Here is a 12,698-nt window from a genome sequence, read left to right as displayed (position 1 = left end):
ACAAGTGAAGAGCCCATCCTGACGGATGGGCTTTTTGCGTTTTTGTCGTCTGAAAATACCAACAGACACCTTCAGGCCGATAGATCATGGCTATGTACCTGAAAATTTACCTGCTCCTGGCTAAACCCCTTTTAACCACTGCATAATAAAAGCGGCTATCTGCGGAACATCGTTTAAATCTAACAGTGGAAGCGACGTCTCGACCGGCCTATCGCTGGCGATAGCAATCACATTATCGTCAAACACTAATTCTTCTGTACTATGCCCGCTGTTGTGCCGATAAAGCAGGATTTTGGGCACGGGTTCATGTTTAAAACCCTCAACCAGGACTAAATCCAACGTTGAGGCATCCATTCGGCTGACCAGCCATGCCAGATCCAGTGAAGGCTTATCTGGCGTTTCCGTCATTAATGCCCAACGCTGCGAACTGGCGACAATGGTCTGAGCCGCTCCGGCTTTACGCAGTTCATAACTGTCTTTACCCGGCTTATCCACGTCCATATCGTGATGGGTATGTTTAATTAGCCCTGGCCGTAAACCTTCTGCGCGCAGTGCCGGAATCAGAGCCTTCAATAAGGTTGTTTTACCTGTGCCGCTCCAGGCGGCGATGGCTAAAAGTGGGATCATGATGGCACCTGCATATGTTGCAAATCGTCGAGAGTATTAACGTTTATAAATGCTGATTTTACATCGCTAAAATCGACGCTATGACCGCCAATTTTGTGCAGAAATACCATTACTCGCCGCTCTCCTGCGGCCAGATACGTTTCCAGTTCGCCGATCACCTTGCGATTTACCAGAGCAATGGCCGGATGGTCTCGTTCACCATCGTGTACCCAAACGGCCAGGGCTGATGTTTTGTGCTGCACTAAGCGAGTCGCCAGAAATGATGGGATAAATGGCGTATCGCACGGACAAAACAGAAACCATTCGCCCTCGACCTGATGCATTACGGAAAGCATGCCGGCCAACGGCCCGGGAAAGTCGTTCAGAGAGTCGGTAATAATCGGGTAGCCGCTGCTTCGCCAGCAATCAAGATTGCGGTTAGCGCTAATCACCAGCCTGGCGACCTGAGGCTGCAGCGTATCGGCGACATGACGCCACAGGGCCTTACCATTCAGCAGCTGTAATCCTTTATCTATTCCTCCCATGCGCGTGCCTCTTCCCCCCGCCAGCACGACGCCGGTTATTACCTCACCCTGCATATCAATATCGCCTCTTTCATTGTGGGTTTGTCCCTGCTAACGTACTCCTATCAAGATTAAGGAGCATTGCTATGAAATGTAAACGCCTGAATGAAGTGATTGAACTCCTCCAGCCGGCCTGGCAGAAAGAACCTGAACTGAATTTGATGCAATTCTTGCAAAAACTAGCGAAAGAAGCGGGTTATGCTGGCGAATTGAGCGATCTTTCCGACGATATTCTGATCTACCATTTGAAAATGCGCGACTCGGCAAAAGAGGCCGTTATTCCAGGTATCCAGAAAGATTATGAAGAAGATTTTAAAACCGCCTTGCTACGCGCCCGCGGCGTGATTAAAGAGTAAAAGGTTGTAAGCGCTGCCGCGGAATCGGCAATGAGATGATATCCTGTATCATTCGTACGATTATCGGATGTCAGGATGCACGATAAGGCTTTCACTTTTCAGACGCTTCACCCGGATACCATCATTGATGGTTTATTTGATCTGGGTATGCGGGTAGATTCCGGTCTTACTCCGCTTAATAGCTATGAGAACCGAGTTTACCAGTTTCAGGACGAAGATCGTCGCCGCTATGTGGTGAAGTTCTATCGTCCTGAGCGCTGGTCTGCCGAACAAATCCTCGAAGAACACCACTTTTCGCTTCAGCTCGTTGAGGACGACGTGCCCGTTGCGGCGCCTTTGTTGTTTAACGAGAGCACGCTTCACCAACATCAGGGATTCTTTTTCGCCGTTTTCCCCAGCCTGGGTGGACGTCAGTTTGAGGCGGATAATCTCGATCAGATGGAGTGGGTTGGGCGTTATCTTGGCCGTATGCATCAAACGGGACGCAAACAGCGCTTTGTCGCTCGTCCGGAGATAGGCACCAATGAGTATCTTCTGGAGCCCCGACAGGTCTTTGAGCTCTCCCCACTGATTCCTGCTGGCCTGAAAGATGCCTTTCTCAGCGCTACCGATAAACTCATTGACGCGGTAATGGCGCAATGGCACGGACGCGCCAATATTTTACGGTTACACGGTGATTGCCATGCGGGAAACATCCTCTGGCGCGATGGCCCCTTGTTTGTTGATTTAGATGATTCACGTAACGGCCCTGCTATCCAGGATCTGTGGATGCTGTTGAACGGTGATAAACCCGAGCAGCGTATGCAGCTTGAGATGATTATTGAAGCGTATGAAGAGTTTAGCCCTTTCAATACGGATGAGATTGCTCTCATCGAGCCTTTACGTGCAATGCGGTTAGTTTATTATCTGGCGTGGTTGTTAAGGCGCTGGGAAGATCCCGCTTTCCCTAAAAATTTCCCATGGTTGACCGGGGAAGATTACTGGCGCGGGCAGACAACAACTTTTCTTGAGCAGGTAAAGGTTCTGCAAGAACCGCCTCTTCAGTTAACGCCAATGTATTAATGTGATATATCCAGGAGAGAGTTAATCATGAAAAAAATTTGGCTGGCGCTGGCTGGTATGATTCTGGCTTTTAGTGCATCCGCTGCCCAGATCACCGACGGTAAGCAGTATATTACCCTCGATAAACCCGTTGCTGGTGAGCCTCAGGTGCTCGAGTTTTTCTCGTTCTATTGCCCGCATTGCTATCAGTTTGAAGAAGTCCTTCACGTATCAGATAACGTGAAGAAAAAGCTGCCGGAAGGCGTCAAAATGACAAAATACCACGTTGAGTTCCTGGGTCCACTAGGCAAGGATCTGACTCAGGCATGGGCTGTGGCGATGGCGCTGGGCGTGGAAGATAAGATCACCGTCCCAATGTTTGAAGCGGTACAGAAAAACCAGACCGTCCAGACCGTGGCCGATATTCGTAAGGTCTTCGTTGATGCCGGCGTCAAAGGTGAAGATTACGATGCGGCCTGGAACAGCTTTGTGGTGAAATCTCTGGTGGCTCAGCAAGAGAAAGCCGCTGCTGATTTCCAGCTGCAGGGCGTGCCTGCTATGTACGTTAATGGTAAATACCAGCTTAATCCGCAGGGTATGGATACCAGCAACATGGACGCATTTGTTGCCCAGTATGCTGATACCGTTAAGCAGCTGGTTGATAAGAAATAAAAAATAAACGCCGGTCACTGACCGGCGTTTTTCTTTTCTGCGTCCCAAGTCACTTCTTTGCCTGCTGCATGATTTCCGTTAGCTGCCGATCTTTCTCTTCCCAGAGCGTATTTAGCCAACGCTGAAAGCGTCGCTTAAAGTTTTTATCATTTACATAGTCGCCATGCAGCTCTTCCGCTACGGGCTCAAGATGGATTCGCACCACAATGCGTGTTAATCGACCGCTCAGCATATCGTAAAACGGTCTTTGGTTATTTTCCGGGTAACACACCGTGACGTTCAACAGCTTATCAAACTGCGAGCCCAGCACGCTTAATGCCATTGCGATACCTGCCGCTTTTGGCGCTAACAGATTGTGGTATGGCGAACGGGTTAGCTGTCGCTTTTCTTCAGTAAAACGTGAACCTTCAACAAAGTTGACGATAGTGGTGGGATGCGCGCGGAATTTCTCGCAGGAGCGGCGAGTAGTTTCAACATCTCTGCCACGGCGCTCGGGATGGCGGAGTAAATAGCCTCGGGAATAACGGCGCATAAAAGGCATATCCAGCGCCCAGCAGGCCAGCCCAATAAACGGAACCCAGGCGAGCTGTTGCTTGAGGAAATATTTATTCATCGGAATATGTTTGCGGAACAGGACGCAAAGTACCACGATATCGGCCCAGCTGTGATGGTTGCTGATAAGCAGATACCAGTTCTTTTTACTCAGACCGTCAAGGCCCTGTACATCCCATTTAAGACAGGGATTAAGGCGCAGCAGCCACGCCAGTCCTTCACACCAGCAGTACATCATGAAATTGCAAAAAACGGATATCGAGCGCCAGACCGCAGGAACGGGCACAAGAAGTTTAATCAGCCCGGCGATGATGATTGGCACGGAGCAGATGACGGTGACTATGATAGTCAGGGCGATACTCAGCGGGAGCGTTATCGCGGCGAGTAATCTCGGCATAGTTAAATTATTCAGAAAGTTAGGCTGATAAAGAACGCCTATAAACAGCGCAAGGGGCTGATTTTATCAGAAAATAGAGTAAATAACGGGTCTTACCAGAACAGAAAAATTTCTGGATCTTATATCCACATGGAACATCGAGTCGCCATGATGATAATAAAGCAGGTTGTGAACCTATAATTGCATGATAAATATGGAATATTTTTCCGTTATATTATTTTATTAATCATTGGTCGATCAACGTTATAAAACTATTCACAAAGTTATCCACAGGTTAGGCCGCAACGCGATCCTGGGGATCGCTGAATCTTTTCGACGAAATGTGGGAAAAATTCAGGATTTAATGTCCGTCTGTGGCATCCTTTACCGATAATCTGATAAACAGGCACGGAAAATATGGTTCAGATCCCAGAAAACCCTCTCATCCTCGTTGACGGCTCTTCTTACCTTTATCGGGCATACCACGCGTTCCCCCCGCTGACGAACAGCGCAGGCGAACCGACAGGCGCCATGTATGGCGTGCTGAATATGCTGCGAAGCCTGATCCTGCAGTATCAACCGACCCATGCTGTCGTTGTGTTTGATGCCAAGGGAAAGACTTTCCGGGATGAACTGTTTGAGCACTATAAATCTCATCGTCCACCGATGCCGGACGATCTCCGTGCGCAGATCGAGCCGCTGCATGCCATGGTGAAAGCGATGGGCCTTCCGCTAATGGCCGTTCCTGGCGTGGAAGCAGACGATGTCATCGGTACCCTGGCCCGTGAAGCTGAAAAAGTAGGGCGTCCGGTGCTGATCAGCACCGGTGATAAAGATATGGCTCAGCTGGTTACGCCGGGTATTACGCTCATTAATACCATGACTAACACCATCCTTGGCCCCGACGAAGTCGTGACAAAATACGGCGTTCCACCGGAACTGATCATCGATTTTCTGGCCCTGATGGGTGACTCCTCGGATAACATTCCGGGCGTGCCTGGGGTGGGGGAGAAAACCGCGCAGGCGCTTCTGCAGGGACTGGGTGGTCTTGATACGTTATATGCTGAGCCTGAAAAAATCGCCGGATTGACTTTCCGCGGCGCGAAAACGATGGCGGCAAAGCTGGAACAGAATAAAGAGGTGGCTTACCTCTCTTATCAGCTGGCGACGATCAAAACGGACGTTGAACTGGATTTGGGCTGTGAAGATCTGCTGGTTGAACAACCTGTTGCGGATGAACTGCTGACGCTGTTTAAAAAATATGAATTTAAACGCTGGATCACTGATGTAGAGTCCGGTAAGTGGATGCAGGCAAAAGGCGCTAAGTCTGCGGCCAGGCCGCTGGCAGCGGCTGCCGAAGTGGCCGAGGCAGAAGAAGAAACCGCGACAGTGCTCTCCGCTGAAAACTACGTCACCATTCTGGATGAACAAACATTGCTCACCTGGATTGAAAACCTGAAGAAAGCGCCGCTTTTTGCCTTTGATACCGAAACCGACAGCCTGGATAACGTATCCGCCAATATGGTGGGCCTCTCCTTCGCCATTGAACCTGGCGTGGCGGCCTATGTACCGGTCGCCCATGATTATCTGGACGCGCCGGATCAAATCCCTCGCGACCGCGTCCTGGAATTGCTGAAACCGTTACTGGAAGATGGCAAGGTTCTGAAGGTTGGACAAAACCTCAAATATGACCGCGGGATCCTGGCTAACTACGGCATTGAACTGCGCGGTATTGCCTTCGATACCATGCTGGAGTCCTACATTCTCGACAGCGTGGCGGGCCGTCATGATATGGATAGTCTCTCCGATCGCTGGCTGAAGCACAAAACCATTACCTTCGAAGAAATCGCGGGGAAAGGTAAAAACCAGCTCACATTTAACCAAATTGCGCTGGAAGAAGCAGGCCGCTACGCGGCGGAAGATGCGGATGTCACCCTGCAGCTGCACCTCAAAATGTGGCCTGAACTTCAGCAAAATGAAGGTCCGCTGAACGTCTTTAAAAATATTGAAATGCCGCTGGTGCCGGTGCTATCCCGCGTGGAGCGTAACGGCGTGAAGATTGATCCGGCCGTGCTGCATGCGCATTCTCAGGAGATAGCCAAGCGCCTGATTGAACTGGAGAAGAAGGCGTACGATATTGCGGGTGAAGAGTTTAACCTCTCGTCGCCGAAGCAGCTGCAAACGATCTTGTTTGAAAAACAAGGCATTAAGCCGCTGAAGAAAACCCCTGGCGGTGCGCCTTCTACCTCGGAAGAGGTGCTGGAAGAGCTGGCGCTGGACTATCCGCTGCCGAAAGTTATCCTCGAATATCGTGGACTGGCAAAACTTAAATCCACCTATACCGATAAGCTGCCGCTGATGATCAGCCCGAAAACGGGGCGGGTTCATACTTCCTATCACCAGGCGGTGACCGCTACGGGGCGTTTGTCGTCTACCGACCCGAACCTGCAGAATATTCCGGTACGCAACGAAGAAGGGCGACGTATCCGCCAGGCGTTTATTGCACCGGAAGATTATCTCATTGTCTCGGCCGACTACTCGCAAATTGAACTGCGCATCATGGCGCATCTCTCCCGCGATAAGGGCCTGCTGACCGCATTTGCGGAAGGCAAAGATATCCACCGCGCGACGGCGGCTGAGGTCTTTGGTTTGCCGCTGGAGAGCGTTAGCAGCGAGCAGCGCCGTAGCGCGAAGGCGATCAACTTTGGTCTGATTTACGGCATGAGCGCATTCGGTCTTGCGCGACAGCTCAATATCCCACGCAAAGAAGCGCAAAAGTATATGGATCTCTACTTTGAGCGCTATCCGGGCGTTCTGGAGTATATGGAGCGTACTCGCACCCAGGCCAAAGAGCAGGGGTATGTTGAAACGCTGGACGGTCGTCGTCTCTATCTGCCGGACATTAAATCCAGCAATGGCGCGCGCCGCGCTGGCGCCGAACGTGCGGCGATCAATGCGCCAATGCAGGGTACCGCGGCCGATATCATTAAACGCGCGATGATCGCGGTAGACGGCTGGCTGCTAAGCGAAAAACCCCGCGTGCGGATGATCATGCAGGTGCACGATGAACTGGTCTTTGAAGTGCATAAGGATGATCTTGAGGCGGTCGCGAAAAAGATCCACGAACTGATGGAGAGCAGTACGACGCTGGCGGTTCCGCTGCTGGTGGAAGTCGGTAGTGGAGAAAACTGGGATCAAGCGCACTAAGTATTCGTCGGGTAAGGTCATTTTTTGTAAGTGAGTAACATAACTTATCGTGTTTTGTGATGATCATTTGAATTTGCTATGTAAAGAGTGAAAAAAAACTACAAAAAATGCTTTATCCGTAACCGAAAGAAGAGTAGAGTTAAAGACGTAGGGTACAGAGGTAAGATGTTCTATCTTTCAGACCTTTTACTTCACGTAATCGGATTTGGCTGAATATTTTAGCCGCCCCGGTCATTTATGACCGGGGCGTTTTTTATTGCGCGAAAGAAAATTTTACGCATCGATGCATGCAAAGGCGGGGAGCCCGGATAAGGCTTCACGCGCCGCTATCCGGGTTTTTTGCGAACTTATTCGCCGTCTTCGGGTTCTTCCTGCGGCGGGATATCGTTATACCAGCTATCCAGCTTCTGACGCAGTTTATCCACACCTTGCTTCTTCAGGGAAGAAAACGCTTCTACCTGCACATCTCCGTTAAAGGCGATGACCGCTTCGCGAACCATATTGATCTGCGCTTTCCGCGCACCGCTGGCGAGCTTATCGGCTTTAGTCAGCAGTACCAGCACCGGGATATCGCTTTCGACGGCCCACTGGATCATCTGCTGATCGAGATCTTTAAGCGGATGACGAATATCCATCAGCACCACCAGCCCTTTCAGACAGAGGCGTTTCTCAAGATATTCACCCAGCGCGCGCTGCCACTTGATCTTCATCTCTTCCGGAACCTGGGCGTAACCATAGCCCGGCAGGTCGACAAGGCGTTTGCCCTCAGCGACTTCAAACAGGTTAATCAGCTGCGTACGCCCGGGCGTCTTCGACGTGCGCGCCAGGCTTTTTTGGTTAGTCAGCGTATTCAGAGCGCTGGATTTCCCGGCGTTAGAGCGGCCAGCAAATGCCACTTCAATACCGGTATCGGCAGGAAGATGGCGGATATCTGGCGCGCTAGTGACAAAATGCGTCAGTTGATAATTCCAGTTGGTCAAGACGGTCGTCTCCGTTAAATCAGGCTATGGCGGGGATTATACCTGAACAACAGAAAAAGACTGTTTTTACCGCATCTCATTGATGTAAGTTAAAACCACACTCTTTGTGAGATATTGGCTATTGGTTATATGAGATATGAGTGAGAAAAATCCGAGCATAAATAACACAAAAGCTTATAAATCATGATATTAAGCTGAAAGAAAATTCTGAAATTAGATTTTTTTCTGTACAGTCAGTTGTAGGTTTTCCTCAAACCAGTAAAGTAGTGACCAAGGGCGAGGATGCTAACAGGATGATGACTCAGGATGAGGGGTCAGGAAGCGCCAGGAGGCGAGGACTACGGATTGTCAGGATGACAAACGTCTGGAAGACGTTTTAAAGGGAAATGGAAGTAACAGGGACCGTTGGTAGCTGAAGGAAAGACAGGGTGTGTCGTTAGCTAACAGGGAAAGTAGAAGCCCTTTAAGGGTTGTCAGTACGGAAAAAGGCGACAGAGTAATCTGTCGCCTTTTTTCTTTGCTTGCTTTCTGCTAGATTCCGCCTCAATTCTATACTGAAGAAAATGGCCTGAAGATTACCCAACATGAAAAAACCGACATCCGTACCTCGTGGCAAAAAAAATCGCAAAACGCGTGAAGAATTGAACCAGGAAGCTCGCGAGCGTAAGCATCAGAAGAAGCATCGCGGCCATGCGGCAGGCAGTCGTGCGACCGGTGGCGACACCGCTTCAGCAGCAAAAAAACAAGGTCAGCAGCAAGATCCCCGAATTGGCAGTAAAAAACCCATCCCGCTGGGCGTAACTGAAAGCGCTCCGGCGATTAAGCAGCATAAACCAAAGAGCGAGAAACCTATGCTTTCACCGCAGGCTGAGCTGGATTTGCTGGAGAACGATGAGCGCCTGGATGCGCTGCTGGAACGCCTTGAAGAGGGCGGCACCCTGAATGCTGAAGAGCAAACCTGGGTTGATGCCAAACTGGATCGCATTGATGAGCTGATGCAGCAGCTGGGCCTCTCCTATGATGATGACGAAGATGAAGAAGAGGAAGAGCGCAAAGAAGATATGATGCGCCTGCTGAAGGGTGGAAACTAACGTTTGCATCCCATCGGATTCCCGGTCCTGCTTATAACCCTTCTGGTTATATGTTATCTGCTGTGGTTATTCGTTAAACTACGACGGTTGTCGCGGCGTCAGAAATGGCTGCGCAACCGGCTCATTACCCGAGGTGCGGTTGGGCCGGGGCGGCGTACCCGCCGACGGCACCATCGGAAGGAGTGAGCATGTCTGTGCAGTTAATCGACTGGGATCTGGCCCTGATCCAGAAATATAATTATTCCGGGCCGCGTTATACTTCGTATCCCACCGCGCTGGAGTTTTCTCCAGAATTTGGCGCTGCTGAATTTGATGCGGCGGTTGCCCGCTATCCGCAGCGTCCTCTATCGCTATACGTGCATATCCCGTTTTGCCATAAACTCTGCTATTTCTGCGGCTGCAACAAAATCGTCACCCGCCAGCAGCATAAGGCTGACCAGTATCTGGATGTGCTTGAGCAGGAGATTATTCATCGCGCTCCGCTTTTTGCTGGCCGCAAGGTTAATCAGCTGCACTGGGGCGGCGGTACGCCGACGTATCTGAACAAAGCGCAAATTAGCCGCCTGATGGGGTTGCTGCGTACGCATTTCGATTTTAACGCGGATGCAGAGATTTCCATTGAAGTCGATCCGCGTGAAATTGAGCTTGATGTCCTGGATCATTTACGCGCCGAAGGCTTTAACCGCCTGAGCATGGGCGTGCAGGACTTCAACAAAGAAGTGCAGCGTCTGGTGAACCGCGAGCAGGATGAAGCATTTATCTTCGCGCTCCTTAATCACGCGCGTGATATCGGCTTTACCTCAACCAATATCGACCTGATTTACGGTCTGCCGAAGCAAACGCCGCAGAGCTTCGCTTATACGCTACAGAAAGTGGCGGAGCTTAATCCCGATCGTCTGAGCGTATTTAACTATGCGCATCTGCCAACGCTGTTTGCTGCACAGCGCAAAATCAAAGATGCCGATTTGCCCTCAGCTGAACAAAAGCTGGATATTCTTCAGGAGACGATTGCTTCGTTAACCTCTGCGGGATATCAGTTTATCGGCATGGACCACTTTGCCCGCCCTGATGATGAGCTGGCGATAGCCCAACGGGAAGGTATTCTGCATCGCAACTTCCAGGGATATACCACCCAGGGAGACACCGACCTGCTGGGGATGGGCGTGTCGGCGATCAGTATGATTGGCGATTGCTATGCGCAGAACCAGAAAGAGTTGAAACAGTATTATCAACAGGTCGATGAAACCGGGACGGCGCTGTGGCGCGGTATTGCGTTGACGCGCGATGACTGCATTCGTCGTGATGTCATTAAGGCGCTGATTTGTAACTTCCGTCTCGACTTTGCGGCGGTAGAGAAACAGTGGGCGCTCATCTACGATGACTACTTTGCCGAAGATATGAAATTGTTGGCGCCGCTGGCTAAAGACGGGCTGGTGGATGTGGATGAGAAGGGCATTCAGGTTACGCCGAAAGGCCGGCTGCTGATTCGCAATATCTGTATGTGTTTTGATGCTTACCTGCGGCAGAAAGCGCGGATGCAGCAGTTTTCTCGCGTGATATAAGCTATATCCCCTCTCCTTACCGGAGAGGGGATATTATCAGTTAAACAGCCCAACCATCGCCGCGCACAGGACGGCAGCTACCGCCGTCTGCGGCGTATGACCTGCTGCAACTCCGCTCGATATAATATTAATGAGTGATTCAAGCATGATTACCCCCCGTCTTTCCGGGCAAGATCATACTCAACGCATAGCAACAGTAAAGTACAAAATAGCAGCAGTTTGCGCTGGATGACTATTTTTTACGCGCCGCTGCGCTGCTACTCCATTCCCAACTCTTTTAACTTACGCGTCAGAGTATTACGGCCCCACCCTAGCAGCCGCGCCGCCTCTTGTTTATGCCCCTGAGTATGGCGTAACGCGGTGGTCAGCAGCGTACGCTCCATCTCCGGCTGCGCTTCTGAGAGCAGGTTTTGATGACCGGAGCGCAGCGCGCGATCGGCCCATTGCCCCAGCAGCGTCGCCCAGCTATCCGGCAGCATTTGCGTCGGATTATCCGGTATCGCGGTTTCAAACAGCTCACTGGGGAGATCCTGCGTCAGAACTTCCTGACCCGCGGCCATCACCGTCAGCCAGCGGCAAGTGTTTTCCAGCTGACGAACGTTGCCCGGCCACGCCAGCCGGGTTAACGCCATCTCCGTCTCCGGATGCAGCTGTTTGGCCTCCACGCCCAGTTCACGAGCGGCAATTTGCAGGAAATGCCTCGCCAGGCGAGGAATATCTTCCCGACGCTCGCGCAGCGGCGGCAGATGGACGCGAATCACGTTCAGGCGATGGAACAAATCCTCACGGAATTTCCCCTCCTGGACGCGCAGCTCAAGGTTCTGGTGGGTGGCGGCAATAATACGCACATCCACTTTCACCGGCGCATAGCCGCCCACGCGGTAAAACTGACCATCGGCCAGGACGCGCAGCAGACGGGTCTGGACGTCCAGCGGCATATCGCCAATCTCGTCAAGGAACAGCGTACCGCCGTCTGCCTGCTCAAAACGTCCCTGACGCACGGTATTGGCGCCGGTAAAAGCGCCTTTCTCGTGGCCAAAGAGCTCTGACTCAATCAAGTCTTTAGGGATTGCCGCCATATTCAGCGCAATAAATGGCGCCTTGGCGCGCGGGCTGTGGCGATGCAGAGCATGGGCAACCAACTCTTTGCCGGTACCGGATTCGCCGTTGATCAGCACGCTGATAGAAGAGCGAGACAGGCGGCCGATAATGCGAAAGACGTCCTGCATTGCCGGCGCTTCGCCGATGATATCGGCCGTTGGGCTATTAATCGGCGCATTACGCGGCTGTTGTTGCTCCTGGTAATGGCTAATTGCCCGGTCAACCAGCGCTACCGCTTCATCGATATCAAACGGTTTCGGCAGATAATCAAAGGCGCCTTGCTGATAGGCGCTGACCGCCGCATCAAGATCCGAATGCGCCGTCATTATGATGACCGGTAGCATTGGATGGCGCTGTTTAATTTGCTTTAACAGCGCCAGCCCATCCATTCCCGGCATGCGGATATCAGACAGCAGCACATCCGGGGTTTTGGTCGTGAGGGCATCAAGCACCTCGTTACCGCTCTCAAACGTTGTACAACTCAAGCCTGCCCCGGTGAGCGCGCGTTCAAGCACCCAACGGATGGAGCTATCGTCGTCAACGATCCATGCTATCCCTCGTTGCATAAAC

12 protein-coding genes are annotated in these 12,698 nt (G+C 51.4%); 6 read left to right on the top strand and 6 right to left on the bottom strand.

All coding sequences use genetic code 11. The features are described 5' to 3' along the window. Positions 1 to 120: 120 nt before the first annotated feature. Both mobB and mobA read right to left on the bottom strand, forming a co-directional pair. Positions 121 to 627 (bottom strand): molybdopterin-guanine dinucleotide biosynthesis protein MobB, encoded by a 507-nt coding sequence (gene mobB, locus ABLV75_RS14155; RefSeq protein ID WP_004107330.1) that lies wholly within the window; start codon positions 625 to 627, stop codon positions 121 to 123. Further along, the gene (gene mobA, locus ABLV75_RS14150) at positions 624 to 1,205 is read right to left on the bottom strand and encodes a molybdenum cofactor guanylyltransferase MobA (protein WP_004107332.1); all 582 of its coding nucleotides are present in this window, start codon (positions 1,203 to 1,205) and stop codon (positions 624 to 626) included. Before mobA ends, mobB begins: the two co-directional genes overlap by 4 nt. A 71-nt stretch (positions 1,206 to 1,276) precedes the next feature. Here mobA and ABLV75_RS14145 point away from each other — a divergent pair, with 71 nt between their 5' ends. The 3 genes from ABLV75_RS14145 (at position 1,277) to dsbA (ending at position 3,259) form a co-directional block, all read left to right on the top strand. Beyond that, positions 1,277 to 1,546, top strand: coding sequence for a YihD family protein (locus ABLV75_RS14145; protein WP_004107333.1), 270 nt, complete (start codon positions 1,277 to 1,279; stop codon positions 1,544 to 1,546). A gap of 75 nt (positions 1,547 to 1,621) precedes the next feature. Beyond that, positions 1,622 to 2,608 (top strand): serine/threonine protein kinase, encoded by a 987-nt coding sequence (locus tag ABLV75_RS14140; RefSeq protein ID WP_004107336.1) that lies wholly within the window; start codon positions 1,622 to 1,624, stop codon positions 2,606 to 2,608. Positions 2,609 to 2,635: 27 nt separating this feature from the next. Next, entirely contained in the window at positions 2,636 to 3,259 is a 624-nt protein-coding gene (gene dsbA / locus ABLV75_RS14135; RefSeq protein ID WP_004107338.1) for a thiol:disulfide interchange protein DsbA, read from the top strand. A 49-nt stretch (positions 3,260 to 3,308) separates the two neighbouring features. On the opposite strand, the gene ABLV75_RS14130 is transcribed toward dsbA, so the two are convergent. Continuing rightward, positions 3,309 to 4,208: an acyltransferase gene (locus ABLV75_RS14130; RefSeq protein WP_032729179.1), complete on the bottom strand. Its 900-nt coding sequence runs from the start codon at positions 4,206 to 4,208 to the stop codon at positions 3,309 to 3,311. Positions 4,209 to 4,604: 396 nt separating this feature from the next. On the opposite strand from ABLV75_RS14130, the gene polA reads away from it, so the two are divergent. Then, positions 4,605 to 7,394: a DNA polymerase I gene (gene polA / locus ABLV75_RS14125; RefSeq protein ID WP_004107343.1), complete on the top strand. Its 2,790-nt coding sequence runs from the start codon at positions 4,605 to 4,607 to the stop codon at positions 7,392 to 7,394. Positions 7,395 to 7,741: 347 nt separating this feature from the next. On the opposite strand, the gene yihA is transcribed toward polA, so the two are convergent. Further along, complete coding sequence (yihA, locus tag ABLV75_RS14120; RefSeq protein ID WP_004107344.1) at positions 7,742 to 8,374, bottom strand: ribosome biogenesis GTP-binding protein YihA/YsxC; 633 nt, start codon at positions 8,372 to 8,374, stop codon at positions 7,742 to 7,744. 584 nt (positions 8,375 to 8,958) lie between these two features. On the opposite strand from yihA, the gene yihI reads away from it, so the two are divergent. After that, positions 8,959 to 9,465, top strand: a complete 507-nt coding sequence (gene yihI, locus ABLV75_RS14115) for a Der GTPase-activating protein YihI (protein WP_004116778.1) — start codon at positions 8,959 to 8,961, stop codon at positions 9,463 to 9,465. A gap of 188 nt (positions 9,466 to 9,653) precedes the next feature. Then, a complete protein-coding gene (gene hemN, locus ABLV75_RS14110) occupies positions 9,654 to 11,027 on the top strand; it encodes an oxygen-independent coproporphyrinogen III oxidase (protein ID WP_004107348.1) in 1,374 nt (457 codons plus the stop codon). Between the two features lie 36 nt (positions 11,028 to 11,063). Here the strand turns inward: hemN and ABLV75_RS14105 are convergent, their stop codons facing one another. Together ABLV75_RS14105 and glnG are read right to left on the bottom strand one after the other, a co-directional pair. After that, positions 11,064 to 11,174 (bottom strand): YshB family small membrane protein, encoded by a 111-nt coding sequence (locus ABLV75_RS14105; protein ID WP_016809591.1) that lies wholly within the window; start codon positions 11,172 to 11,174, stop codon positions 11,064 to 11,066. A 110-nt stretch (positions 11,175 to 11,284) separates the two neighbouring features. Beyond that, positions 11,285 to 12,694: a nitrogen regulation protein NR(I) gene (gene glnG / locus ABLV75_RS14100; RefSeq protein ID WP_004107350.1), complete on the bottom strand. Its 1,410-nt coding sequence runs from the start codon at positions 12,692 to 12,694 to the stop codon at positions 11,285 to 11,287. Positions 12,695 to 12,698 lie beyond the last annotated feature (4 nt).

It is taken from the genome of Klebsiella sp. CN_Kp066 (assembly GCF_040065135.1).
GTDB classification, from domain to species: domain Bacteria; phylum Pseudomonadota; class Gammaproteobacteria; order Enterobacterales; family Enterobacteriaceae; genus Klebsiella; species Klebsiella oxytoca.
This window is presented reverse-complemented; position numbering and strand designations above follow the sequence as displayed.

Excerpts from the sequence above, each read along its gene's own strand:
- mobB (WP_004107330.1), bottom strand. The coding sequence starts at position 627 with ATGATCCCACTTTTAGCCATCGCCGCCTGGAGCGGCACAGGTAAAACA.
- mobA (WP_004107332.1), bottom strand. The coding sequence starts at position 1,205 with ATGCAGGGTGAGGTAATAACCGGCGTCGTGCTGGCGGGGGGAAGAGGC.
- ABLV75_RS14145 (WP_004107333.1), top strand. The coding sequence starts at position 1,277 with ATGAAATGTAAACGCCTGAATGAAGTGATTGAACTCCTCCAGCCGGCC.
- ABLV75_RS14140 (WP_004107336.1), top strand. The coding sequence starts at position 1,622 with ATGCACGATAAGGCTTTCACTTTTCAGACGCTTCACCCGGATACCATC.
- dsbA (WP_004107338.1), top strand. The coding sequence starts at position 2,636 with ATGAAAAAAATTTGGCTGGCGCTGGCTGGTATGATTCTGGCTTTTAGT.
- ABLV75_RS14130 (WP_032729179.1), bottom strand. The coding sequence starts at position 4,208 with ATGCCGAGATTACTCGCCGCGATAACGCTCCCGCTGAGTATCGCCCTG.
- polA (WP_004107343.1), top strand. The coding sequence starts at position 4,605 with ATGGTTCAGATCCCAGAAAACCCTCTCATCCTCGTTGACGGCTCTTCT.
- yihI (WP_004116778.1), top strand. The coding sequence starts at position 8,959 with ATGAAAAAACCGACATCCGTACCTCGTGGCAAAAAAAATCGCAAAACG.
- hemN (WP_004107348.1), top strand. The coding sequence starts at position 9,654 with ATGTCTGTGCAGTTAATCGACTGGGATCTGGCCCTGATCCAGAAATAT.
- ABLV75_RS14105 (WP_016809591.1), bottom strand. The coding sequence starts at position 11,174 with ATGCTTGAATCACTCATTAATATTATATCGAGCGGAGTTGCAGCAGGT.
- glnG (WP_004107350.1), bottom strand. The coding sequence starts at position 12,694 with ATGCAACGAGGGATAGCATGGATCGTTGACGACGATAGCTCCATCCGT.